The sequence below is a fragment of the Roseateles agri genome (assembly GCF_034043675.1).
GTDB lineage: Bacteria > Pseudomonadota > Gammaproteobacteria > Burkholderiales > Burkholderiaceae_C > KK5.
Genome location: NZ_JAXCLA010000004.1, coordinates 545,340 through 569,139, shown reverse-complemented (window position 1 = coordinate 569,139; position 23,800 = coordinate 545,340). Strand labels below are relative to the sequence as shown.

The window sequence follows — 23,800 nt, the reverse complement described above, 5'->3', positions numbered from 1 at the left end:
CCGCCGCACGTATCCCGCCATTAGTCATGGGCCTTGCCGGGATCGAGAGGTCGAGGGCATAGTGCTCGCTCCATGAAGCTTGCTTTCTCGCTCATTGCTACGGCAATTGCCGCCTGCCTCGCCACTGCCTCTCCGACGAGCCACGCGCGCGTAGGGCAGGATGATGTGGCGGCATTGCTGCTCAGGCATGACTACGCCACGCTGGAACGGTCGCTGTCCGCCGTGCAGCAGGAGTTCGAGGCCGGTCAGCTGACGGAACTCGAATTGAAGCGGGCTTTCGAACCCTTTGCTGCGCTCGCGGATGCGCAGGCCTTGCAGGCGGTGCGCGAGTGGGTGGCGCAGTCGCCGGACTCGTATGTGGCACATCTGGCGCTTGGGCTGAGCTATCGGGTCCAGGGCAGCGATGCGCGCGGCAGGAAGTACTGGGAAGACACGACGCCGGAGCAGCGCAAGGGAATGTTGCAGAACTTTGCACTGGCGGAGCCCGAGCTGCGCCGTTCCATCACGCTCACGGCCAAGCCCTACCTGAGCCTGCTGAACCTGATGTCCATCGCCGCCAACATGGGGAATCGGCCCGTCCTCAACGCCACACTGGTGATGGCCAACGAGGCCTTGCCGGACAACCGGGCGGCGCGCCTGCAGTACGCACGCTACCTGCTGCCACGCTGGTCCGGCAGCAGCTATGACAAGCTCGACGCCTTCGTGGCCCAGTCTCGGGCGCAGGGCGTGGCCGAGGGTACGCTGCTGCAGATCCAGGCCATCGAGCTGAACGACCGCGGCCAGGTCTTGAGCGCCGAGCATCACGGCACCCGCGCCCGCGAGTTCTTCAGGCAGGCGTTGCAACTGGCGCGCCAGGCGGGCGACATCAAGGGCTTTCGCGCGAGCTACCTTGCATCGGCCATCAAGCACGTCTGCAAGGAGGACGGCACCGACCGCGATGAGCCGATCTGCCAGGCAGCGCAAGGCGATGCGCCGGCTGCCACGACAAAGCCGCTCACCTCTGCCGGCAATCCGGGTCAGGACATGGCCCACGCCGTCGTCATGCCCGCGGTGGACCATTTCGAGGGCGTGCGCACCGAGTACGCCTGGCTGGCGCTGCGTCATCCGGGCGCTACGCGCACATCGCAAGCGCTATTGCCGCAGGATGGCCGGGTGTACGACTTGCTGTCCGTCACCACGACGGACAGCCATGAGCTGAAGCTCTACTTCGACATCACCGCCTTCGCCGCTCCGTGATGAAACTCCCGCCGATCGGCGGCCAGGCCTATTGCAGCCGTCGGAAGCGCAGGTGGTCGATGAGCCCTTTGCCATCCGAACCTGAGCCGCGACGCTCATCGACGATTTCAAGGCGACCTTGATCGGCCAGGGCGTGAAGCTCGCGGGCGGCGCTGTCGAACACCAGCGGGTGTTCCAGCGCGCTGCCGGCGCGCGGCAGTTCGGTCACTTCACCGAACGCGGAGTCCAAGAAAGCGGTCATGGCAAGCGATCCCATACGGCTCATCCTTTCGTGCAATTCACGGAGTGACCCGGCGGCAAATGCCGCGCCAAGGCCGCAGTCTTGACACAGGTCGAGATGGTAGAGACGAGTGCACACAGGTGCCTGCGGGAATGCCTGGGTCTCGATCGCCTTGACATGGGTTTCCATGAGGGTATTCCAGTGCCGCTCCCGGCGATGTGTTCTCCGCCAGCCAGCGCTTTCGCAATTGCATGCGGCTCAGCGCGGGCAGTGCCTGGACGGAACGCATGGTGCAAGTCAAGGCGGGCGCGTCGGGCGCGCCCCTGCTTCTCAGGCCGTTTGTCCATGGGCCCCAGGCCGGGCGATTCCTCTACCTTGGATGGCGCGACCTGCGTGGCACCTTTACCCAGCGGCTCAAGCTGCCGCTTTCCGGGGTCACTTGGGACCAGATCCGCGATGCCGTCAGCGCAGGCAGGCCGCTGGTCGGGACCTTGGTCGACCGCCAGCCGCGTGTGACCTCGACTGGACAGAACATCGGCGGTACTCGGCCGCTGCTCTGGAAGCCGCTCTGAGCCTCAAGACCACCTCGTCTTGTGACGCACTTCACGGGCTTGCAGCCACGTAGGCAGGTCCCCTACGGCAATTGCCTCTAACCCCGGCACGCGACTGCCGGATTCGCCTTCTGCCGGCGAAACCCCCTCTCCGGAAAACTAGCGTCATCGCAACGGGCACCCGCCCAGCAACGTGAAACCAAGGGGAGACGACGATGACGAACTTCAAGCGCACTCTGCTGATCGCCGCACTGCTGACGCCGGGCCTGTCGATGGCCGTGACCGCGAGCAACACCTTCCAGGTGACGGCCACCGTGATCAGCTCCTGCACCGTCTCGGGCACGACCCTGAACTTCGGCAACACCATCGACTCGCTGGCCACGCCGACCCCGGTGGATGCCACCTCGACGCTGACGGTCACCTGCTCGAACACCACGCCCTACACCGTCGCGCTGAACGCCGGCACGAACGCCGGTGGTGCCTCCAACTTCAGCACCCGCAAGATGAAGAGCGGCAGCAACACGCTGAGCTACCAGCTCTACACCGACACCGGCCGCTCGACCGTCTGGGGCGACGGCACCGCCAGCAGCAGCACCTCTGCCGGCACCGGCACCGGCAGCGCGCAGACGCTGAGCATCTATGGCCGCCTGCCGTCGATCGCCAATGCCGTGCCGGGTGCCTACACGGACACCGTGACCGTTACCGTCACCTACTGAGAGAGCCAACCATGATGAGAGCCGCCGCACAGGCCATCTGGAGTGCATTGAGCCGGGACTGGGCTTCCGGCGCCGCGGCGATGCAGATGCCGCCAGACAAGCTCGTCATTACCCTCATGGCAGGCGACGATCCCGAAGGCGCGGACGAGATGGCGCACGACGTTGCGCTGGTTCTGCCGCAGGGTGTCTGCATGGCATTTGCGAACTCGACACCGGCCGAGCGCGCCCTGATGGGAACCCTGGTTGCCGATCAGCTGGTCTCGAGGATAGGAAGGCCTGCGCAATGGATCGGGGCGCGCCCGTCTACCGAAATCGAGATACCGATGGGCTGGCTGAAAGCTTGAACAAGGGCTGAACGAGGTCCGAGGCTGCCCCTCGCACCGACAATAGCTGCATTGAAATGCCCGTCTCGGTCATGGGCATCGATCCTTCATCGAGGAGTCTGAACATGCAGCTTGAAACCTACTGGGCCTGGTGTGGCCTGGAGGGCGTACCCGCCGATCTGGCCGAGGCGGTTCGTGGATATCGCAAGGAAATGGAACTGCGCCTCCAGCCCGAGGCGCTGGAGCGCGTGGAGGTGCAATGGGCCTACCGCGTCCCGGAGCTGGGTGAGGGCGGCTCTTGCTCCCTGTTCGGCCAGCTCGCCGAGCGCCCCTACGACCTCGCCGGGACGCTCGGCGGACGCACCGATGCCAACCGCCGGCTGCTGGGCATCGCCGCGACGGCCGTCCAGTACTACCGCGAGCGCAGCCGCAGCCAATGGTTCGGGGTCTATCAGAGCCGAGGCCATGCAGCGGGCAACCCGGTCTTGGTCAAGCTCGCCTACTTCGGCGCCGAAAGCCGCGCAGAGTTCCCGCTGACCCCGGAGTTCGCCGCGGGCAGCAACAACAGCGCCGTCGGCCTGAGCGGCACGGGCCGCCTCATCAACGATGTGGCCAGCTATGTCGCCGAAGGCGGTGGCTACTACACCTGCGATCCCAAGGTGAAGTCCGAAGCCTGCCTGCCGCTGTTCAACGAGCGCCGCGAGGTCATCGGCATCGTCGACGCCGAAGCCTTCGAAGCCCATGTGTTCGAGGGCGAGGAACTCGCGCTCCTGCTGGCCGTGACCTCGGTGCTGTCCGGCGGGCTGATCGCCGCCTGACGGCGATCCGGTCTTACTGAGCCGGTTTCCTGAAGCGGAACACGAAGCGGTCGGTCTTGCCGCGAATCGCCGGGTCGAACACCTTCAGGGCGTGGTCGTCGTCGGGATTGGCCAGCGCCTTGATTTCGCCATCGAAGATGAAGCCGGCCTTCTCGACTTCGGCCTTGACCTCCTCGGGGTCGATCCGGTGCAGGTCTTCGGTGTTCTTCAGCTTCGACCCAGCCGCCGCGGCATGGTCGCCAATGATGAAGTAGCCGCCGGGCTTCAGCACGCTGAAGACCGCCTGGTTGAACGCGCCCACGTCGGCGCCCTTCATGAAGCTGTCGTGGAAGTCGTGATAGTTCTCGAAGGTCCAGACGATGTCGACGGTGCTGTTGATCGACGCGGGCCACTGCTGCGCCAGCGGCAGCGTGATCTGCTCGACATTGCCGCGCCCGGGCTCGGACGCGATGGCCTTGGCCGTGGCGACAGGATCGGACTTGAACCCGGCGAACTCTCCCGGAACGTAGGCGTAGACCTTGCCTTTCGGCCCCACGGCCGTGGAGAAGAGTCGCGACCAGTAGCCACCGCCCGGCACAACGTCCACGACGGTGTCGCCCGCCTTCACCTTCGAGAAGGCGACCAACTCGGCGGGGTGGCGTGACGCGTCCTGTCGGGTATCCGCTTCGGGCCGAGCCGGGTCGCTGAACGCGGCCTTCATGACTGCCGGCTGCACCTGGGCCATGCTCTGCGTGGACAGCAGAGCCCCGACGGTCGCGAGCGCAAAGGCGAGATGTTTCATGGAACCGGTCCTTCGTTGAGCGTTGTGGCACTGGATGATGCACGAGGCTACAGAGGATCTGTTGCTTCTGGATTGCTGGAGCGAAGGGCCGGTACGTTGGCGAGTTCAGTGCCTGGCTGCTTCCAGCCGATCCACGAGTGCATCACCCAGCGCGGCCGCGGAGAACGGCTGCTGCCCGGTGATCAGCTCCCGATCCACGACGACGTTGGAATGCCAGTTGGCGACCGTGTCGACGTGGGCTCCGGCCTCGGCCAGCGCATTGACGGGATAGAACTGCACGTTGCCACCCAGGCCGCCCGCGCCTTCCAGCGCCTGTTCCTCACCGGTGGAGAACACGGTGACGCGGTAGCCGGCGTACGGCCAGCCCTGGGCCAGCGCGTTGGCCTTGCCGTCGCCCGCGATCATCGACTTCACGAAGCCGTCGGCATCGTCCAGCGCCGCGAGCAGCACGATCGGGCCATGACAGACGATGGCGGTGGGGCGGTCGCTGGCGTGGAAGCTGCGCAGGATCTGGCCGAGGTTCTTGTCGGTCAGCAGATCCGACATCGGCGCGTGACCGCCTGGCACGAACACGCCGACGTAGCCCGCCGTGCCTTCCCGCACGACCGCGGCGAGGGTCTTGGGCTTCTTCAACTGCTCGATGCCTTGCGCGTAGTTCAGCGCATCGAGCCGGGCCTGGTCGTCGCCGCCGAAGAACATCTTGTTGTTGGAGGCGGCATCCATGACGGGCAGGTCGCCCTTGGGATTGGCGATCACGGGTTCGTAGCCGGCCTCCACGAGCTTGCGGTAGGGAACGATGAACTCGTTCAGGTAGTAGCCGGTGGCGTAGGTCTTGCCGTCCTTCAGGTCCAGCGAGTTGGCGCTGGACATCACGACGAGGACCTTGCCTTTGGAGGCTGCGGTGGCGGACAGGGGCAGAGCGAATGTGGTGGCCGTCGCGAGGATGGCAGCGCCGAGCTTGAGCATGTTCATGATGAGGTGATTCCTGTGAAGAGATGCGGAGGGGCGGGTCAGGCTTCGACCGCAGCCAGATAGCGCGGCGCGGGCTTGGCGTTGGAGAACTTGAAGCTGCGGCGATCGGCCTCCCAGCGGGTCCAGTCCTCGCCCTCGTGCAGGGTCGGGATCGTGACGAGCTCGCCCTGGTCCAGGCCGGCCAGCGCGGCGTCGACGAGGTCCTGCGCGCTCATCGTCGTGGGCGAAGCCTTCTGCGCGGCGTAGCCGGCGACATCCCAGAACTCAGTGGCCGTGGCGGCCGGCAGCACGGTCTGGATGCGCACGCCCTTGCTCGCCAGATCGCGCTGCAGCGAATGGCCGAAGGCCAGCACATAGGCCTTGGAGGCGCTGTACACGCCGTTGAGCACCTCGGCCGCGATGCCGACCACCGAGGAGATGTTGATGATCGTGCCGGAGCCCTTGGCGGAGAACACCGGGCCGATGGCGTAGGTCAGGCGGGTCAGCGCCGTGACGTTCAGGTCGATCATCGATTCCATCTCGTCGACATTGGCGGCCTGCAGCGGGGCGACCGCGCCGACGCCGGCGTTGTTGACCAGCACCGTGATGCTGTCGTCCTGCTTCAGCAGCGCTTCGATCCGGGCGAGATCGCTCTTGGACGAGAGGTCGGCGGCAAGCGGGGTGACGGTGCGGCCGGTCTCGGCACGCAGGCGTTCGGCCAGCGTGTCGAGGCGAGACTGGTTGCGTGCCACGAGGATCAGGTCGTAGCCGCGTCGGGCCAGGCGGTCGGCATAGATCGCGCCGATGCCGGTGGAGGCGCCGGTCACCAGGGCCGTGCCTTTGGAGGAGATGGGGGCGGGGGCGGAAGTGGTCATGGTCGGAGTCCTTGAGGAGAGTGGTTGGGGTGTTCGCTTCGGGCTTTTGTGATGGCCTGGAATGAATTCTGGTGACCGGCAGTCGTTTCCTCAATGTCGTATATGCAATGATTTAAGCCATTGGCTGCGAGAGGGCTTGGAGCGCTGCGACCCCGAAGACGCGGGCTTCAAATACAGTGGCCGCTTCGCTCTATCTGCTCGCCTATGCATTCCGTCGGGCTGGTCGTCTACCCCAATTTCCAGGTCCTGGGCCTGTCGGTGGCCACGGTCTTCGAGTACGCCAACCTGCTGAACGGCAAGCCGGCCTATGAGTTCACGCCGGTGTCCGAACGCGGCGGCGCGGTGACCTGTTCGCAGGGCTTCTCCATCAACACGGAGCGCCTCAAGGACCGCCGCTTCGACACGCTCATCGTCACCGGCGACAACGAGTGCAGGCTGCCGCCGAAGAGCCTGCTGGCGTTCATCGCGAGCGCGCCGGAGCAGTCGCGGCGGGTGGCTTCCGTCTGCACGGGCTCCTTCGTGCTGGCGGCGGCGGGCCTGCTCGACGGCAAGCGCGCGACGACGCACTGGTACCACGCGCAGGCTTTCCGCCAGCAGTTCCCCGAGGTGACGCTGGAGGAGGACCGCATCTTCATCGTCGACGGTCAGATCTGGACCTCCGCGGGCATGAGCGCCGGCGTCGACCTCGCGCTGGCGATCGTCGAGAAGGATCTGGGTTCAGAGCTGGCGCGCGCCGTGGCGCGAAAGCTCGTGGTCTATCACCGCCGGGGCGGCGGGCAGTCGCAGTTCTCGGCGCTGCTGGAGCTCGATGCCAAGTCGGACCGCGTGCAGCTGGCGCTGAATTTCGCGCGCGAACACCTCGCCGGTGATCTGTCCGTGGAGGCGCTGGCCGAGGCCGCGCGACTGAGCCCGCGCCAGTTCAGCCGCGTGTTCCGCGAGGAGACCGGGCAGTCGCCCGCCAAGGCCGTGGAGCGGCTGCGTGTGGAGGCAGCCCGCCTGATGATGGAGACGAGCCGGCACCCGATCGAGGTGATCGCCCGCGAGACCGGCTTCGGCGATCGCGAGCGCATGCGGCAGGCCTTCCTGCGCGCCTTCGGCCAGCCGCCGCAGGCGATCCAGCGACTGTCGGCGCCGCCGGAAGTAGTGGCCTGATCGCCGATCAGGCTTCGTCGGGCGACCAGTCGGGGCTGTAGCCGCCCAAGGTCGGGTGGTACATCTCGTCGCCCGTGTGCTGGGTGAACTCGACGTTGAGCCGGTCTTCGCGAATGTCGAGGATCTCGATGCAGTGCGCGCACAGCGCCTGGGCCACCTCCATCCGCAACTCGGGCGGGCGGCCCTTGCGGATGTCCAGCATCATCAGCGCCACCGGCACCGGCTCACCGCCCACCTCCGGAATACGCCAGACGCCGCCTTCGCCGAGCTCGCGGATGGCCACGCTGATGCGGCGGATGTCCACCGACATCATCCGTGCATAGGTCTCGCTCATGCGCTGAGCGAGAAGCCGCTTGGTGGTGACCGGGTAGGTCTGCGTCACGTCGAGTTGCAGATAGGGCATGTGCGCTCTCCTTCTTCATGGCCTCCACGATATGGATGGCCACCGTACGCGTCCATGTCGGATAGGCGGCGGTTTTCAGCCAACTCCAGGCAGCGCGGCGGGCTCCGAGCATCTGCGGGATGTCGTCTGTCGACCCGTTGCGGTCCTAGGGCGGCTTGAGCCGGGCGCCCGAGACCTGACGTTTAACGCTGACGTTGTGGGGCTGCGAAGCCGTCCCACGCGAACGACCAGTTACCCCGCAGCATCATTGGGTGATTGAAGGCGCCATCCGGGTGCTGGGACAGTTCGAGTCGTCGACGAACACATCGACGCGATGAAGGCGCTGCCGCTGGATCGCGGCGAAGAAATGGCCTTGGCCAGCGCGGCGCTGGCACTGCGCTTTGGCGAGCGAACCGACGAGGGTCAGGCGCCCGAAATGAAAAACAGACGCGCAAAGCGTCTGTTTGGTGACGGAGCTGTCGGGCGGTCTCAGATTCGCGCGGCGCCCGGGCGGAGCCGGCGCGACACCAGCAGGCCGCCGATGCCCAGTGCGAGCAGCAACGCGGACGCTGGTTCGGGCACGGCGGTGACGGGCGGGCTGCCGGAGGTGAGGCCGTTCCCGGAGACGCTGACCTCGTCCAGGCCGATGTAGTTGGAGTAGGTGAAGGAGCCGTAGTATTCGAACGCGATCCGGATCGAGTCGTCGGCGGTTGGCGGCAGGCCAAGCGTGAACTCGGTCCACTCGTCGGGCATCCCTGAGATGTTGAAGAGTGTCGTCTTGAAGTCGCTCCGTGCGGTGGCGGAGCCGTCCCCGACCAGCACGCGAAGGCTGTCAACCCATGGCGCATCCGGCACGCCCTGGAGGTAGAAGCTGAGCGTGTCGCCGCCGGTCAACGTGATCGCGGGCGTGATGAGCCAGTTGTCGATCGTGCCCACCACCGTGGTGAGGTAGTTCGTCGCGATGTAGCTACCGTCCGAGCCGCCCACCCCCGTGAACTCGCCCACGCCCTGGAACCAGGCGTCGCCGAACGGGTCCCGGCTGTAGTTCAGGTTCGACCAGCCCTTCGCTTGGAGGGACGAGACGTCGTCGAATCCCTCGTAGAAGTTGGTCGCCGCGTTGACGCTGCCGATAGCCGTTATCGCTATCGCACCGGCAATGGTCCGAATCAGTTTCATGAGTTTCCTTGTCGGTTGGAAATGAACGGTATGCGCATTAGCGCCGTGCTGAAAAGTTAACACATCTGCTTGCTGCCGAGGGGTATCTTGATCCCCGTCGGTATGCCGATTAACTTCATTTAACGTCGGCGTGACTTACTAATATCTGGCGGCGCCGCGCGCTGATTTAACAGTATTTGATATCACTGGGGGAATCCCTGTGCTGTGCGGTAGTGTGCGGTGCCGTCCCTGGCGTCGCGACCCATTTATCTCCAAACAGGTCTTGCCTTCGTTGGTGTCTGTAAATACTATCGGCGCACTCATTTAATCCCTCAGAGGAAACTCCCATGAAACTCAGTAGGATGGTCGCCGGACTGGTCGCAGCGACCGTTATTTCATTCGCCACGAGCGCGGCGCAGGCGTCGACATACCAATTTACCCTGACCGGCGATTACTCGGCCACCTGGGAGTTGCCGTCGACGCTGAGCCCGGGTCAATTTAATGCCCTGGATGGCGTGTTCTTCTACCTGTTCGGTGTCGATGGCACCTTCCAAGGCATCGACGGGCCCGCCAATCTCGAGTTCTACAACGACAGCGTGCACGGCGGCCTCGACATCGCCGGCGCCGTTATCGCGCCGACCTTGCTGTCGACGACGGGCGCCCAGCTCTACACGGGCACCGAGACGGACACGGTCACGTTCAACCTGGGCACCTTCGTCCTCGACGACTTCTATGCCACGGGCAAGACCTACAGCCTGACGGTGACCGACCTGAACGCCGCTCCCGTCCCGGAACCGGGCTCCATGGCGATGCTGTTGGGTGGCCTCGGCCTGGTAGGTGCCGCATCGGCACGTCGTCGCAACGGCCGCGTCGCCACCGCGTAATTCGGTGGCTCACCCGGGGCAACCGGCACCTCAGTGCCGCGCGTCCTTGGGAACGCGGAGCTCGAGCGCCGCCGCGCCGACCCCCCTGGGCATCGCGTCGGCATCGAGCGGCAGCGACGCTTGTCGCACCAGGATCTCCCAGGTCGCCGCGCCCTGTCTCGCGGCCGTAGAGGCGGCTTCGGACAGCAGTGCCCGGCGGATGGCGGGCGTCGCCGGGAGGCCGGCCGCCACCGGATGCAGGGCTGCCGCCCGGAGGATCTCCGCACTGCTCCAGCCCGATCGGCCGCGGCGGGCGCGATCGACCGACACGGCGTCCACCAGATCGGGTGCGATCGTGATGAGCAACTCCTTGTGGAACTGGTGCTGACGGGCGAACGCCGAGCGCGCCCGCGCCAGCATCGCGGGGGAGGGATCCTGGCGCACCTGCAGGGCCAGGGCGTGGGCCTGCGCCAGATCGCTGTAGAACGGGAACCCGTGCTCATGGGCCGTCTCGGCCAGGCGCTCGATGCGTGACCGGGCCAGGGCCAGGTCTCCTGCCCAGACGGCGAGGGGGACGGCGTTGTCGGCCAGGACGTAGCACAGGCTAGCGGGGTTGCGCATCGACGACAGGCCGGCCAGCGCGGCGTCGAGCGCATCGCGCGATTCGGCGATCCGCCCGCAGACGAACAGCGTCAGCGCCTGATTGGCCATCGTCGCGGCGTGCGGGTTGTAGCCGAGGCGCGCGCGGTGGATGCTTGCCTGCGCGCGCGCGTACCGGATGGCCTCCTTGCCGAACATCAACGACTGCCTCAGCCGCCCGCAGCGCGACTCGGCGAGTGCCCTCAGTCGGAAGATCAGGGCGGTCTCGAATTCGTCATTGGTATCGGCGAGGGCGACGATCTGGTCGATGTAGCCGGTCATTGCGTCGTAGTTGCCCAGGATGTTCTCGACGCGCATCATGTTCCAGAGCGCAGTCATCTCGACGCCGCGCGCACCGCGTTCGCGAGCGATGAATAGCGCTCGACGCAGCGCCCACGTCCGCTCGGGGCTGGTCGCGACGACGTTGAACTCGAGCGCGGCCTTGAGCATCCGCAGCTTCATCTCCTGCTCGCCGCCCGCCAGTCCCTCATCCGCGAGCCGCCGCAGGGCCGACTCTACGCGTGCGGCGAACTGACCCAGCCGCGCCGCGCCCGACCACAGCGGTGCGGAGGCGATGGTGAGCTCGGCGACCAGAGCGCTGTCGCCCGGTTGGTTGGTAAACCAGTCGAGCGCCGCGCGGACATCATCGATGGCGACCGCCTGGATCGCCCAGGACGGCGTGGCGTCCTCCGGCAGCGCCGAGTTGGACTCGCAAGCCTGCAGCCGCGAGCACAGATGGATCGCGTGGTCGCGCCGCGCCCGCAGTTCGGTGCCATGCGCCCGCAGTCGGGTCAACGCATGCAGGCGCGTGGTCCTCAGCATCCGGTACTGCCACGGGGCGTGCTGCCGCTCGGCGACGATCCACGAGCCGTCCACCAATTCCTCCAGCAGCGCCACCGTGTCGCCCAGGGCCAGGTCGAGTGGGCGGGCGAGGGCGGCCACGCCCTCGAGGTCGAACAAGCCCTCGAAGACGGCCAGTCGCGCCAGCAGTTCGGTGGCCTGGCTGCGCAGAAGGCCCCAGCCGCGATCCAGCAGTGCGCCCAGCGATGTGTGGCGTGCGTTGGTGCGGGGGCCCAGGGGCAGGCGCAGGATGCGATCGTGCGGCCCATCTCGTAGGGCTGCGAATCCGAGGGTCCGCGCATAGGTCGCCGCGAGCTCGATGGCCAGCGGGAGGCCGTCGAGCCGACGGCAGACGTCGACTATCTCGCCAAGGAACTGCGGCTGCCACTGGCCCGGCGGGAGCGAGTCCAGGGCCCGCTCGATGAAGAGCTGTACTGCGGGACTGGAAAGCGCCTCGGCGGGCGTCGGCGCCATCACGTCCGAGCGGGGAAGCTCCAGCGGCGCCAGGCGCCACCCACGCGCGCCGTGGACGCGGACACCGCACCGGCTCGTGACGAGCAGCCTGACACCGGCGCACGTGGCCAGCAGCAGATCGCCAAGGCGCGCCACCTCCAGGGCCAGATGCTCGCAGTTGTCGAGCAGGAGCAGGAGCTGCAAGGGCTGCAGCGCGTCGAGGAGCTGGGGTTCGGCGTTGTCTCCGGCGCTGGGCAGGCCCAGCGCGGCGGCCACCGCGCGCGCGAGTCCACGACCGTCGTCCGCTCCAGACACGTCGACGAGGCAGACCCCGTCCCGGAAGTCGGGCGCCAGGCGCTCGGCCAGCGCCACGGCGATCGACGTCTTTCCTGTGCCGCCCGCACCGGAGATGACCAGAGCGCGTGCCGAGGCGAAGGCGTCGACCATCGAGTCGATGGTCTTGCCGCGTGCGACGAGCCGGGTCACGCGCGCCGGCAGCTGCGACCTCCTTGCGCCCCGGGCCGCCGGTGCGGTGGCCGCCTGCGGGGGCGGAACGTCCGAGGACACGACGTCCTGGACGAACCGATAACCCTGGCCCGGCTGGTTGATGATGCGCGGGCGGCCATCGGCGGCGAGTCCGAGGGTCTTCTGCAGCGCGTGGACGTGCACCCGCAGATTGCCCTTCCCGACGTCGCCGGCTGGCCAGACCTTTCGCAGCAGGTCCTCGTGGCTCACCAGGCATCCGGCGGCCTCGGCCAGCACGCGCAGGATGCGCAGTGCCTTGTTTCCGAGGGCGCAGGGCGCGCCGTCCTTGAATAAGCTTAGTGGCTCGTCGTGGAGTTCGAAAGCATCGAATCTCAGTAGGGTGCTGGACATGTCATGAAGTTCTGCTCTTCGGATCCAGTCGGTCCGCCGAACTATGGAAACCGAAGCGAAGCATGCGTGCGCACCACCTCCTCGAGCCGGTAGCGTGGCGACTCTGTGCCGGGCACTGCCACCAGGATCGACTTTGAGGCCAAGGTGTAGAGGTGTCCATCCGCCAAAACACTAGCCTCGTCGGCAGCGTCGGGAAAGAGATGCTGGCAGGCGCGCCGCGCTGCCGCCAGGTCGAACGTTCCATCGATCCCGGACAGGCAGCCCAGGACGCCGCGTGTCGTGGCGGTGAGCAGCGCGAGATCCCGATCCAGCGATTCGCGCAGCATGTGATGCAGGTTGGCCTCGATGCGCGCGAGCGGCTGGTCGCGCAGGCTCGCCGCGGCCAGGCGAATGGCCAGGGGGTTTCCTTCGAGGCGACGGCAGAGGCTGCAGATGGATCCCAGCTCGGCGAGATCGGGTGCAAAGCGGGCGTCGGTCTCGCGCGCCTGCTCGATGAACAGCCGGACCGCGTCGAACGCCATGGCCAACGCCAAGCCTGGCGGATCATCCTCTCCGGGTGCGGTCAGGCCTGCCAGCCGATGCACCCATTCGCCGGCGATGCGCAGCGGCTCGCGGCTCGTCGCGACGACCTGAATGCGCGCGGCGCCGGCGAGGATCCGCTCCGCGCACTGCGCCGCCGCATCGATCACGTGCTCGCAATTGTCGAGGACAAGGACGAACTCCGCGTCGCGCAGTTGCTCCACGAGTGCCGCGACGCCATCGAACCCCGCCACCTGCAGCCCGCACGCCTCGGTGATGGCGTGGGGCACGTCGTCGGGGCGTTCGACGGACGCCAGGTCGACGACCCGAGGCGCCCGGCCCTGATCGCGGGTGCTCTGGATCATTGCGCGCACCACGGTGCTCTTGCCGACCCCGCCCGGGCCGGTAACCGTGACGCAGCGGTGTCGGCGAACGAGCGTCTGCAATTCGGCGAGCACGGTGGCGCGTCCGAGCAGTCCTGCTCGGTCGGTGTCGGATCCTGCGCCGTGGGCCTCGCGGTCGGCATGTGGCTGGCCGGCGGCAAAAGCCTGGGGCAGCAGGCTGCTGCGCACGGGTGCGGCGAATCGGTAGCCCTTGGAGGGCGTCGTCAGGATGTAGCAGGGCCGCCGGCGATCGTCCTGAAGCGTCTTGCGCAGCGCGGCGACGTGGACCCGCAACGCACCCGGATGCACCACGCTGTGCTTCCAGACCCGGGCGATCAGGTCGGCCGAGCTGATCGGATGGCCGGGCTGCTCGACCAGGGCCAGGAGGATGTCGAACGCACGGCTGCCCACTGGCAGGATGACCCCCTCTTTCAGAAGCCTTCGCCTTGAGGGAAGGAGCTCGAATGGTCCAAAGGTGATGGAGACGTCGATCATTTGTCCTGCCGCGGACGCCGCTGTATCGCTCGGGATCCGACATGTTGGTGGGCCGGGCCGTGGGGCCGTCGATGAAGAGTCGACGCGATCTGGAGCAAGAAGCGTACCGGTGTGACGTGGGGCGTCGCATCGCATCGCGCGGGAAAGTCGAGCCCGAGGGCGTCCCGGGTGGGCGGTCGGCTTGGTCTTCGAGTCGACACCCAATTCCATCTCAGCAGGGAGCGCCTGCTCGACTCGCTTGCTCTCAAGTCGAGCCCGCATGTCGTTGAGCTTTGGATGATCCATCCGGACCGATAGCTCATCTGGCTAGCACTGCAGTCGGCGGCGGGTGATGACGGGCATTGCTGTCGGTCGCCGACGTCTGGAGATGGCCGATAGAGAGTGCAGATCGGAGCACCCTTCGATGGTCACTTACCTCCGCGTAAGAGGAGCCAGCGACCGGCCAGGGCGGTCCAGATCGGATACGCCGTGCAACCGATCAAAGTGCCAATCGCGAGCGCGGCGTGGACGATTCCGTCTGCTGTCTCAGTCCCAGGCGGAGCGGGATCGTCGTCCGAAATGGGGCCGTGAAGGATCGCCGAATCGACGAACAGAGCGTAGCCGAGGGGAAAAATGCTGATCAACATGAGACCGACGCCTGCCACGATGCCCAGCCTTCGCAGGCCCTTCGGCAGATCAGTGGCGAACTTCCAGCAGACGACGATGAGCCACGCTCCAACAGCGCCCTGCGGGATCATGTACAGCACGTCCGCGGCGACGTTGGCGAAGCTCAGCAGCATGAGGACAACGACCAGGGCAAGAAAGCTAACGGCCGTGGCAGCCATCACTCGACTTGAGCCGTGCGAATGCCTGCGAACGATGGCGGCGAGCGCAAGCGCGAACGGGATTAAGCAGAGACATTGGACAATGACTCCGACGTCATGGCCTCTGAGCAAAATCTGCGCGATCCGCTGGTCTGACGGTCTCATCACCAGGAACACGATCAGGCATGCGAACGCCGCGAGTCCGAAGGCGCCGCTGATGATCGCCAACCGACCCGCCAGTCGATCTGTTGATCCTGGGGCTACGTTTGGAGATTGGATTGTCATTTTGGCCTTGGTGTGTGCACTGAGAGCCTATCCGGAAGCCATCGGCCGCGACAGTTAGCAGCTAGCCGTGTGCCCCAGCCGAATTGCAGCGATCCAGGTAGTGGACTAACTCGACTGGCTGCGGTGCTGAGCGACAGGTCGGCCGCTGCTCAGCCCAGCTTGAACTGTCCGACGACGGAAGCCAGTCTCGCCGCCTGGTCCTTCAGGCTTTCTGCAGCGGCGGCGGACTCTTCCACTAGCGCGGCGTTCTGCTGGGTCATCTGGTCAAGCTGCGACATCGCCTGGCCGACTTGGCCGATGCCTTGGCTTTGCTCCTGGCTGGCCGTGTTGATCTCGTTGATCAACGCGCTGACCTTGTTCACCTCGGAAACGAGGTCGGCAATCGTGGCGCCGGCGACGTCGACCTGGCTGCTGCCCGCCTCGACCTTGCCGACGCTGTCGCCGATCAGAACCTTGATCTCCCGCGCGGCACTGGCGCTGCGTTGGGCCAGCGTGCGCACTTCGGCGGCGACGACAGCGAAGCCCCGGCCTTGCTCGCCGGCCCGAGCCGCTTCCACCGCAGCGTTCAGGGCAAGGATGTTGGTCTGAAAGGCAATGCCATCAATCACCCCGATGATGTCCGAGATCTTGCGTGCGCTGGCCGAGATGTCGGCCATGGTCTGCACGACCTTGTCGACTGCCGAGCCGCCTTGCGCCGCCACCGCCGCGGCATTGCCCGCAAGCGCTGCCGCACGGCGAGAGGTGTCGGCGTTGTTCCGCACCGTCGCGGTCAACTGCTCCATCGAGGCAGCGGTCTGCTCCAGACTGCTGGCCTGTTCCTCGGTACGCTGGCTGAGGTTGAGGCTACCGCTTGCGATTTCGGAGGAGCCGTCGGCGATGGCATTCGCGCTCTCGCGCACCTGCCTGACGATGTGGCCCAGGTCCTGGTTCATTCGGTGCAGGGCGCTGAAGAGCTGCCCGGTCTCGTCTGCGCCGCCGCTTTCGATGTGGGTGCTCAAATCGCCCGAGGCCACGACCTCGGTCACCGCCACCGCGCGCGAAAGCGGCACGGTGATGCCGCGGCCGACGACAGCGTTGACCCCGACCAGGATCGCGGCAATGACCCCCGCGGCGCCCAGCAGTGTCGTGCGCGCTCGGCTCTCGGTCTTCGCGCCCTGGCTCTGCACCTCCTTGGCCTGCGATTCGATCAGGTCGCTCATTGCGGCCATCTGCGTTTCCAGGGTCTTGAAGGCGTTGTTGAACGAGGCCATTCGAGCCTGCGCGGCGGCCGGGTCGCTGAAGGCCAGGCGGACGACTTCGCTGGCGCTGGCGATGTAGCCGTTCAAGGGCTCCTCGGCGTTGGCGATGCTGGTCTTGATGGTCTCGCCCAGCGGCATGGCTTTGAGCTCACCGATCTGCGCGCGGAATTCCTTCACATGCGCGTCCAACTCCTGTTGGATCGCCGCTCGCTCGTCCTTGCGCTCCTGCGTGGCCGCCAGCAGGGCGCTCAGCACGTCGCCCCGCAATGCGTCGTGTATCTGGTCTGCCGCCATCTGCGCCTTCAGTGCCGAGCCGGAAAGGTTCAGCGCCTCGTTGGTGGCAGCAAGGCGGTTGATCGCGAAGTAGCCCACTGCGCCTACGGCCAACACAAAGGCCAGGCTCAGCAGGCTCAAGGCAAGCATGCGTTGCTTGATCGTCTTGAAGAGATTCATGGGGTGAAGCCCTGGCTCAGAATTTGGCGGAAATGCCGATCGTCCATCCGACGTCGGGACTGGTCTTGTTCAAGCCGAAGAAGAGTGCGCTGTCCACTTGAACCGACTCGCTCAACAGGTAGCTGGCGCCCGTGTCGAAGGTCACGACGCTGCCGCCATTGCGGGCCGAGGTGATCTGCTGGCCCGCCAGTTCCACGAAGCCGTGCAACTTCTCGGTGAAGGATTTGCCGAAGGTGGCGGCCAAGATGCCGCCGGTGAAGCTGCGCCCGGCATCGTTGCGTTCGCGGTAGGCACCGGTCATGACACCCAGCCCGTAGCCGTCCGGTAGATCCCATTCGGCTGTCAACCGCAGCGAGGGGCGTGTGCCCTGGCCTCTGAATGCGCGCGATCCGGTCGCCAGGTCGAAATGCAGGAGCCAGGCCACCGAGGGGCGATTGCTGGACTCATCGCCGTCCAGCACATGCCACTTCGTGCCAACGGAGATGTCGTTCATGCCATGTTCGCTGACGCCGCTGCTGGTCTCGCGCATCCAGCCGTCGGTTTCCATGCGCAGCTCCAGGGTGTCGCCGACGCCCAATCTCAGCAGCGTGGGCGTCGAGATGCTTCGTACATGAAGGCCATCGACCTTGCTGCGCTCGGCGGAGACGCTGGTCTCGAGCTGGAATCGGCCCTTGCCGACGACATCACTGGACTCGACGAAGTCCGGTCGGTCCGTGACGATGCCTTCGTCCGCGTGAGAGCAGAAGGCATACAGCAAGCAGAGTCCGGGACAGAGCGACCGCAGAACGCGAAACATCGGCATGAGAGTCCCCCCACGAGATGCGGGATGCTAGCAAGTCGCCGGGCGAGCTTGGGTCCGATTCAGAAGAAACGCTGGAAATGTCGCGCGCCGCGGAGTCGGGATGGCAGAAGGCCTCACACCGAAGTTCTTGGCAAACGAGCCGCGGTCCCGAGCCCACTACGGAATCGACAACGACCAGCTCGTTGAAAATCCTGCCCATGCTTTCCAGTTCCACCCCGAGCGGCTTGCCGGTCCTCTACTCGTTTCGCCGCTGCCCCTACGCTATCCGTGCCAGGCTTGCCATCAAGGTGTCGGGCGTGCGGGTGGCTTTGCGTGAGGTGGTGCTGCGCGACAAGCCTGCCGCGCTGCTGCAGGCATCGAGCAAGGCGACGGTGCCCGTTCTGCAACTGCCCGACGGCCGCGTGCTGGAGCAGAGCCTGGACATCATGCGCTGGGCGCTTGAGCAGCATGACCCGCAAGGATGGCTTCGTCTGCAAGAGCAGGAGGAGGTGCTCGCGTTGATCGATCTCAACGACGGGCCCTTCAAGCAGGCGCTCGACCGCTACAAGTACGCGCCCCGCCATCCTGAACGCCCGGCAAGCGCCTGGCGCGACGAAGCGGCCGAACTGATGCTTGCGCCGTTGAACGCGCGTCTGGCGGATCGTCCTTTTCTGCTGCGTGACACGCCCTCGCTGGCTGACATGGCCATCGCGCCATTCATACGGCAGTTCGCGGCGGTCGAGCCAGGCTGGTTCGAGAGCGCGCCGTTCGAGTCGCTGCGCGCCTGGCTGAACCGTATCGTGTCCTCCGAGCTGTTCGACGCGGTGATGACGAAGTTCACCCCGTGGCAACCGGGCGATACCGAAACGACTTTCTGAACGAAGCGTCGCCCAGCACAGATTCGTCACACCAGTTCGAAATCCAGCCCGATATCCGCCGCGGGCGCGCTTTGCATCAGCCGCCCGACGGAGACGTAATCCACGCCGCTCGCAGCAACCGCGCCGATGTTGTCGAGCCGCACGCCGCCGCTGGCCTCGGTTGCCGCCCGGCCCGCCACCAGCGCCACGGCCTCGGCCAGCATCGCTGGCGTCATGTTGTCGAGCAGGATTTGCGTGGCGCCGGCCAGGATCGCCGGCTCGATCTGGTCGATCCGGTCGACCTCGCAGATGATCCGCTCGACGCCCGCCGCCTTGGCCCGCGCCACCGCCGGTCCGACGCCGCCCGCCACGGCGACGTGGTTGTCCTTGATCATCACCGCGTCCCAGAGGCCCATGCGGTAGTTGGTCGCGCCGCCCATCTTCGTCGCGTATTTCTCCAGCGCGCGCAGGCCGGGAATGGTCTTGCGGGTGTCGAGCAGCGTGGCGTGGCCGTGCATCGCCTCGACATAGGCGCGCGTCATCGTCGCGATGCCGGAGAGGTGCTGGACGGTGTTGAGCGCACTGCGCTCGGCGGTGAGCAGGGCACGGGCGTTGCCGGCGAGCCGAATCAGCACGGTCCCGGGAGTGACGCTCTGGCCATCCTGCACGAGCAGTTCGATCTCGCACGCCGGGTCGAGATGGCGAAAGAACACGGCCGCCAATGGCAGCCCTGCGACGGTGATCGCTTCGCGGCTGTCCATCACCCCGGCAAAGCGCGCATCCGCCGGGATGACGCTCTCCGAGGTGATGTCGCGCCCGCCACCGGGAAGGCCAATGCCGAGGTCTTCAGATAGCGTGGCGGTGACAAAGGCAGTGAGGTCGAAGCCGGGGAGGGTGAAAGACATGGGCGCGCTTTAAGAGGGGTTCGCAGCTTTATTGCGCAGAGTCTAGTAGCTGCGCGATGACTCGCTAAAGCCCGACGTAGACCATCCTCGTGAACTGATCGCCGTTGAACACGAAGTTGCCCCACTTGGCATCGAAGGCAGCCGTGGGCTTGGCGGCAATGATCTCGTCGAGCGACTTGCCCTGCTGCTTCAGGGTCGCGACCTTGTCGCGCACCGTGACCAGCATGTCGCGGAACTCGATCAACTGGGCCCGCGTGCCCACCGCGCCGTGACCGGGCACCACGATCGTGTGCTCGGTGCTGCGGGCAACGGCCTTCTCGGCCCAGCGGATCGCGCTGTCGATGCTGCCGCCGTCCTCGTTGTCGATGTACGGATAGATGCCGTTCCAGAAGGTGTCGCCCAGGGCCAGCACATCCGCGTCCTTGAAGTAGACCCACAGGTCTCCGTCGGTATGGCCGCCCCCGAAGTTCTCCACCTCGATGCGGCTGCCCGCGAAGTCGAAGATCTTCTCGCTGTCGACGAGCAGGGTAGGGCGTGCAGCCGGCGGCACGGGATCGAAGGTCCAGTTCCACGCGTCGACATGGGTGGTCTCGGTCAGGTGCTTGGCGGTATTCCGGTGCGCCACGATCGTGGCGCCGGCCTCGTGCAGCCAGGCATTGCCGTCGGTGTGGTCCCAGTGCCAATGGGTGTCGACCACGTACTTCACCTGCGCCGCACCGAGCTTGCCGAGTGCCGCCTGCAGCTTGTCCTGCGACTTGCTGATGCCCGCATCGACCAGGAACTTGCCCTCCTGGCCCGAGAACACGGTGATGTTGCCGCCGGATCCCGTCAGCACCGTGATGCCGCCTCGCAGCGGGGTGGCGACGATGTCCGCATCGGCACGGCGCAGATAACGCGCGCCGGCGCCGGTGTGAAAGTAGTCATCCTGCGCCGAAGCGAGCAGCGGTGCCGCCAGGAGGGCGAGCGACAGGATCCATTGGGTTCTGGGGCGTGTGGTCATTTCCGTTCTTTCGGAGTTTCAAAACAAGGCGTCGATGCAGGCATTGATCGCCAGGCCGCCGGCGATCAGCCAGGCGAACAGCAGGCCGGCCAGGGCCAGCGGCTTGAGGCCGGCCTGGCGGATCGCGGAGAAGTGGGTTGTCAGGCCGAGCGCGGCCATGGCCATGGCGAGCATCGCGTTGTCGATATCCGTGGCGATGGCGATCGCCGGCTTCGGGAGCAGGGCCAGCGAGTTGAGCCCCGCCACGGCGATGAAGCCGAAGGCGAACCAGGGCATGGTGATGCGGCTGGGGCCCGTGTTGCCCCGCACGCGGGACATGCCGGCGGACAAGGCGACCAGGAAGGGCGCCAGCATCATCACCCGCACCATCTTCGCGATGACGGCGGTATTGCCTGCATCGCTGCCCACGGCATTGCCGGCGGCGACCACCTGCGCGACCTCATGGATGGTCGATCCGGCGAACAGGCCGTAGGCATGCGGCGTGATCGCGAGCCATGGGTAGAGCAGCGGGTAGAGGAAGATCGCCAAGGTGCCGAACACGACCACGGTCGAGACGGCGACGGTCACCTGCTCGGGCCGGCCGCGCACCACCGGCTCCGTCGCCATCACCGCGGCTGCGCCGCAAAAGGAACTGCCCACGCCGATCAGCAGCACGGTCTTGCGGTCCAGCCCGAACAGGCGCGTGCCGGCGAACCATGCGAGCGCGAGCGTGCTGCACACCACGGTGGCGTCGATCAGCACGCCGCCGAAACCGACCTGGGCGATGTCCCGGAAGCTCAGCCGCAGCCCGTACAGGACCACGCCCAGGCGCAGCAGGTTCTGCTTCGAGAACGCCACGCCCTGGGCGCTCGCCGCGGCGAAGCGACCGTAGACGGTATTGCCGACGAGCATGCCGAGCGCGATGGCCACCGTCAGCGCGCCGATGCCGTGGGCCTGCAGCCATGGGTTCCGGCCCAGTTCGATGGCGGCGCAGGCCAGGGCGCCGGTGAGGGCCAGGCCGGGCAGCAGGCCGGCGGCGGGCAGGATGAACTGCTGGGTGGCGGAGATGGGATTGGAGGAGCGCATGGCCACACTTTGGCCTTCTCCAATCAATCAGACAAACGGATAATTTCTGTATAACCTACCGGCAATTCAGGTAAACATGACTTTCCGCATGCGACTCACCTTGCGCCAGCTGCAGATCTTCGCAGCGGTGGCCGAGACCGGCAGCACGACGGCCGCGGGGCTGCAGGTCGCGCTGTCCCAGTCCGCCACCAGCGGCGCGCTGAACGAACTGGAGGCGCTGCTGGGCGCACGGCTCTTCGATCGAGTCGGCAAGCGCCTGGTGCTCAACGACACGGGCCGCGCCTTGCTGCCGCAGGCGCGTGCGCTGCTGGACGGCGCGCAGGGCATCGAGGACCAGTTCGGGGCCGGCCAGGGCATTGCCATGCAGCTGCGCATCGGCGCCAGCACGACGATCGGCAACTACCTGCTGCCGGCGCTGGTGGCGAGCTACATGAACGGCGCGCCGGGCACCACCATCGACCTGACCATTGGCAACACCAGCGAGGTGGCGTCGGCCGTGGCGCGGCTGGAGGTGGACATGGGCTTCATCGAAGGCCCCTGCCACGAGCCCGAGGTCATCGCGCAGCCCTGGCTCGAGGACGAGATGGTCATCGTCTGTGCACCCTCGCACCCGCTCGTGCAGGGAAGCCCAGGCGCGCGGGTCGGCCTGAAGGCCTTGAGGCAGCAGCGCTGGCTGCTGCGGGAGCCGGGCTCCGGCACGCGCGAGGCGGTCGAGCATGCCCTGCTGCCGCACCTTCACCAGTGGGTGCAGCCGATGCAGCTCGGCAGCACCGAGGCGATCAAGCAGGCCGCCGCGCAGGGGCTGGGGCTCACCTGCCTGTCACGCTGCGCGGTGGAAGACCTGCTGACCTTGCAGCGGCTGACGGTGGTGGGCACCACCTTGCCGCGCCTGAGCCGGCGCTTCTACCTGATCCATCACCGGCAGAAGCAGTTCTCGGCCAGCCTGCAGCGCTTCAGCGCGCATTGCCAGCCGGCTTGATGCTCCGTTGGTTCAGTTCGCGGGCGGCTGCGTTCGCAGGTAGGCGATCAGCTGGGCGATCCGCTTCTCGTCGTAGCCGAGGCTGAAGAAGCGCATCTTCGTACCCGGCACGGTCTTGCCCGGGTCGAGGATGAAGGCGGTGAGCGAGGCCTCGGTCCAGACGAGCTTCGAACTCGCCATCGCCGCCGAGTATCTGTAGTCGGGCGAAGACCCGGCCTTCCTGCCCAGGATGCCGTTCAGTTGCGGCCCGAAGCCGCCCCGCGCCTGCGGCCCGACCTGATGGCAGGAGGCGCAGGCCGCGAATGCCACCTTGCCGGCGGCGATGTCCGCGGCCGAATCGGCGGCGCGGGCGTGGCCCATGATCAAGCTCATCCAGGCCAGCGCCAGGCATCGTGTTCTCACGTTCATCGTTCGGCATTGTCCAGCGAGCAGAATGCCCGCATTCCCAATCGCTCTGGAGCACTCATTCATGTCCACAGGCATCACGAACAAAGTCATCGTCATCACCGGCGCCAGCAGCGGCCTCGGCGAAGCCGCCGCGCGGCTGCTGGCGGAGAAGGGCGCCAAGCTCGCGCTCGGCGCGCGTCGCATCGACCGCCTGCATGCGCTGGCCCAGGAGCTGGGTGGCGACGTGGTCGTGCAGGCCACCGACGTCACCGACGCGGCCCAGGTCCAGGCGCTGGCCGACGCGGCGCTGGCGCGCTTCGGCCGCATCGACGTGATGGTCAACAACGCCGGCCTGATGCCGCACTCGCCGCTGGAGCGGCTGAAGATCGCCGACTGGGACCAGATGATCGACGTCAACATCAAGGGCGTGCTCTACGGCATCGCCGCGGTGCTGCCGACGATGCAGGCGCAGAAGTCCGGCCACATCGTCAACGTCGCCTCCGTCGCGGGGCTGAAGGTGCGGGGCGGCGCCACCGTCTACGCGGCGACCAAGCACGCCGTGCGCGCGCTCTCCGAAGGCCTGCGGCTGGAGGTGAAGCCCCACAACATCCGCACCACGGTGATCTCGCCCGGCGCGCTGGACACCGAGCTGATCGATCACATCACCGAGCCCGACGTGCTCGAAGGCGTGAAGAAGACCTACTCGAATGCGATCTCCTCGGACGTGTTTGCCCGCGCGCTCGTCTATGCGCTGGAGCAGCCGCCCGAGGTGGACGTCAACGAGGTGGTGTTCCGGCCGACGGTGCAGGAATTCTGAGA

Annotated in this window: 24 protein-coding genes and 1 pseudogene; 10 read left to right on the top strand and 15 right to left on the bottom strand. The window is 66.5% G+C overall.

Features of this window, described 5'->3' with window-relative positions:
• Nucleotides 1-72: 72 nt before the first annotated feature.
• Nucleotides 73-1,236: a DUF4034 domain-containing protein gene (locus tag SNE35_RS14615; RefSeq protein WP_320423645.1), complete on the top strand. Its 1,164-nt coding sequence runs from the start codon at nucleotides 73-75 to the stop codon at nucleotides 1,234-1,236.
• Nucleotides 1,237-1,264: 28 nt separating this feature from the next.
• On the opposite strand, the gene SNE35_RS14610 is transcribed toward SNE35_RS14615, so the two are convergent.
• Complete coding sequence (locus SNE35_RS14610; RefSeq protein ID WP_320423644.1) at nucleotides 1,265-1,645, bottom strand: hypothetical protein; 381 nt, start codon at nucleotides 1,643-1,645, stop codon at nucleotides 1,265-1,267.
• 98 nt (nucleotides 1,646-1,743) lie between these two features.
• Here SNE35_RS14610 and SNE35_RS14605 point away from each other — a divergent pair, with 98 nt between their 5' ends.
• The 4 genes from SNE35_RS14605 to SNE35_RS14590 all read left to right on the top strand — a co-directional run bounded on the left by SNE35_RS14605 (nucleotide 1,744) and on the right by SNE35_RS14590 (nucleotide 3,864).
• A complete protein-coding gene (locus tag SNE35_RS14605) occupies nucleotides 1,744-2,028 on the top strand; it encodes a DUF5990 family protein (protein WP_320423643.1) in 285 nt (94 codons plus the stop codon).
• A gap of 194 nt (nucleotides 2,029-2,222) precedes the next feature.
• Nucleotides 2,223-2,723: a Csu type fimbrial protein gene (locus SNE35_RS14600; RefSeq protein WP_320423642.1), complete on the top strand. Its 501-nt coding sequence runs from the start codon at nucleotides 2,223-2,225 to the stop codon at nucleotides 2,721-2,723.
• A gap of 11 nt (nucleotides 2,724-2,734) precedes the next feature.
• Nucleotides 2,735-3,067: a hypothetical protein gene (locus tag SNE35_RS14595; RefSeq protein WP_320423641.1), complete on the top strand. Its 333-nt coding sequence runs from the start codon at nucleotides 2,735-2,737 to the stop codon at nucleotides 3,065-3,067.
• A 104-nt stretch (nucleotides 3,068-3,171) separates the two neighbouring features.
• Nucleotides 3,172-3,864, top strand: a complete 693-nt coding sequence (locus SNE35_RS14590) for a GAF domain-containing protein (protein ID WP_320423640.1) — start codon at nucleotides 3,172-3,174, stop codon at nucleotides 3,862-3,864.
• 13 nt (nucleotides 3,865-3,877) lie between these two features.
• Here SNE35_RS14590 and SNE35_RS14585 read toward each other — a convergent pair whose 3' ends face one another.
• The 3 genes from SNE35_RS14585 to SNE35_RS14575 form a co-directional block, all read right to left on the bottom strand.
• Complete coding sequence (locus SNE35_RS14585; protein ID WP_320423639.1) at nucleotides 3,878-4,645, bottom strand: class I SAM-dependent methyltransferase; 768 nt, start codon at nucleotides 4,643-4,645, stop codon at nucleotides 3,878-3,880.
• 105 nt (nucleotides 4,646-4,750) lie between these two features.
• Nucleotides 4,751-5,617: a type 1 glutamine amidotransferase domain-containing protein gene (locus SNE35_RS14580; protein ID WP_320423638.1), complete on the bottom strand. Its 867-nt coding sequence runs from the start codon at nucleotides 5,615-5,617 to the stop codon at nucleotides 4,751-4,753.
• Nucleotides 5,618-5,655: 38 nt separating this feature from the next.
• Nucleotides 5,656-6,471, bottom strand: coding sequence for an SDR family NAD(P)-dependent oxidoreductase (locus tag SNE35_RS14575; RefSeq protein WP_320423637.1), 816 nt, complete (start codon nucleotides 6,469-6,471; stop codon nucleotides 5,656-5,658).
• 204 nt (nucleotides 6,472-6,675) lie between these two features.
• On the opposite strand from SNE35_RS14575, the gene SNE35_RS14570 reads away from it, so the two are divergent.
• Complete coding sequence (locus SNE35_RS14570; protein ID WP_320423636.1) at nucleotides 6,676-7,623, top strand: GlxA family transcriptional regulator; 948 nt, start codon at nucleotides 6,676-6,678, stop codon at nucleotides 7,621-7,623.
• A gap of 7 nt (nucleotides 7,624-7,630) precedes the next feature.
• On the opposite strand, the gene SNE35_RS14565 is transcribed toward SNE35_RS14570, so the two are convergent.
• Both SNE35_RS14565 and SNE35_RS14560 read right to left on the bottom strand, forming a co-directional pair.
• The gene (locus SNE35_RS14565; RefSeq protein ID WP_320423635.1) at nucleotides 7,631-8,026 is read right to left on the bottom strand and encodes a tautomerase family protein; all 396 of its coding nucleotides are present in this window, start codon (nucleotides 8,024-8,026) and stop codon (nucleotides 7,631-7,633) included.
• Nucleotides 8,027-8,494: 468 nt separating this feature from the next.
• Nucleotides 8,495-9,181, bottom strand: a complete 687-nt coding sequence (locus tag SNE35_RS14560) for a choice-of-anchor J family PEP-CTERM protein (protein WP_320423634.1) — start codon at nucleotides 9,179-9,181, stop codon at nucleotides 8,495-8,497.
• Nucleotides 9,182-9,942: 761 nt separating this feature from the next.
• Here SNE35_RS14560 and SNE35_RS32090 point away from each other — a divergent pair.
• A pseudogene (locus tag SNE35_RS32090) lies at nucleotides 9,943-10,044 on the top strand (PEP-CTERM sorting domain-containing protein); the annotation flags it as partial.
• Nucleotides 10,045-10,074: 30 nt separating this feature from the next.
• Here SNE35_RS32090 and SNE35_RS14550 read toward each other — a convergent pair.
• The 5 genes from SNE35_RS14550 to SNE35_RS14530 form a co-directional block, all read right to left on the bottom strand.
• Nucleotides 10,075-12,831: an ATP-binding protein gene (locus SNE35_RS14550; protein WP_320423632.1), complete on the bottom strand. Its 2,757-nt coding sequence runs from the start codon at nucleotides 12,829-12,831 to the stop codon at nucleotides 10,075-10,077.
• 41 nt (nucleotides 12,832-12,872) lie between these two features.
• Complete coding sequence (locus SNE35_RS14545; protein ID WP_320423631.1) at nucleotides 12,873-14,228, bottom strand: ATP-binding protein; 1,356 nt, start codon at nucleotides 14,226-14,228, stop codon at nucleotides 12,873-12,875.
• Between the two features lie 407 nt (nucleotides 14,229-14,635).
• Nucleotides 14,636-15,259, bottom strand: a complete 624-nt coding sequence (locus SNE35_RS14540) for a hypothetical protein (RefSeq protein WP_320423630.1) — start codon at nucleotides 15,257-15,259, stop codon at nucleotides 14,636-14,638.
• A gap of 206 nt (nucleotides 15,260-15,465) precedes the next feature.
• Complete coding sequence (locus SNE35_RS14535; protein ID WP_320423629.1) at nucleotides 15,466-17,007, bottom strand: methyl-accepting chemotaxis protein; 1,542 nt, start codon at nucleotides 17,005-17,007, stop codon at nucleotides 15,466-15,468.
• A 16-nt stretch (nucleotides 17,008-17,023) separates the two neighbouring features.
• Nucleotides 17,024-17,764: a transporter gene (locus tag SNE35_RS14530; protein ID WP_320423628.1), complete on the bottom strand. Its 741-nt coding sequence runs from the start codon at nucleotides 17,762-17,764 to the stop codon at nucleotides 17,024-17,026.
• A 227-nt stretch (nucleotides 17,765-17,991) separates the two neighbouring features.
• Here SNE35_RS14530 and SNE35_RS14525 point away from each other — a divergent pair, with 227 nt between their 5' ends.
• Nucleotides 17,992-18,666, top strand: coding sequence for a glutathione S-transferase (locus SNE35_RS14525; RefSeq protein WP_320423627.1), 675 nt, complete (start codon nucleotides 17,992-17,994; stop codon nucleotides 18,664-18,666).
• Nucleotides 18,667-18,692: 26 nt separating this feature from the next.
• Here the strand turns inward: SNE35_RS14525 and nadC are convergent, their stop codons facing one another.
• From nadC to SNE35_RS14510, 3 genes are all read right to left on the bottom strand, one after another.
• Nucleotides 18,693-19,550 (bottom strand): carboxylating nicotinate-nucleotide diphosphorylase, encoded by an 858-nt coding sequence (nadC, locus tag SNE35_RS14520; RefSeq protein WP_320423626.1) that lies wholly within the window; start codon nucleotides 19,548-19,550, stop codon nucleotides 18,693-18,695.
• A 64-nt stretch (nucleotides 19,551-19,614) separates the two neighbouring features.
• On the bottom strand, nucleotides 19,615-20,550 hold the full coding sequence (locus SNE35_RS14515; protein WP_320423625.1) for an MBL fold metallo-hydrolase: 936 nt from the start codon (nucleotides 20,548-20,550) through the stop codon (nucleotides 19,615-19,617).
• An 18-nt stretch (nucleotides 20,551-20,568) separates the two neighbouring features.
• The gene (locus tag SNE35_RS14510) at nucleotides 20,569-21,615 is read right to left on the bottom strand and encodes a YeiH family protein (RefSeq protein ID WP_320423624.1); all 1,047 of its coding nucleotides are present in this window, start codon (nucleotides 21,613-21,615) and stop codon (nucleotides 20,569-20,571) included.
• Between the two features lie 88 nt (nucleotides 21,616-21,703).
• On the opposite strand from SNE35_RS14510, the gene SNE35_RS14505 reads away from it, so the two are divergent.
• On the top strand, nucleotides 21,704-22,594 hold the full coding sequence (locus tag SNE35_RS14505; RefSeq protein WP_431312751.1) for a LysR family transcriptional regulator: 891 nt from the start codon (nucleotides 21,704-21,706) through the stop codon (nucleotides 22,592-22,594).
• A gap of 12 nt (nucleotides 22,595-22,606) precedes the next feature.
• Here SNE35_RS14505 and SNE35_RS14500 read toward each other — a convergent pair whose 3' ends face one another.
• Nucleotides 22,607-23,002: a c-type cytochrome gene (locus SNE35_RS14500; RefSeq protein ID WP_320423622.1), complete on the bottom strand. Its 396-nt coding sequence runs from the start codon at nucleotides 23,000-23,002 to the stop codon at nucleotides 22,607-22,609.
• Between the two features lie 61 nt (nucleotides 23,003-23,063).
• Between SNE35_RS14500 and SNE35_RS14495 the strand changes: the two genes are divergently transcribed.
• Complete coding sequence (locus SNE35_RS14495; protein ID WP_320423621.1) at nucleotides 23,064-23,798, top strand: SDR family oxidoreductase; 735 nt, start codon at nucleotides 23,064-23,066, stop codon at nucleotides 23,796-23,798.
• Nucleotides 23,799-23,800: the final 2 nt, after the last annotated feature.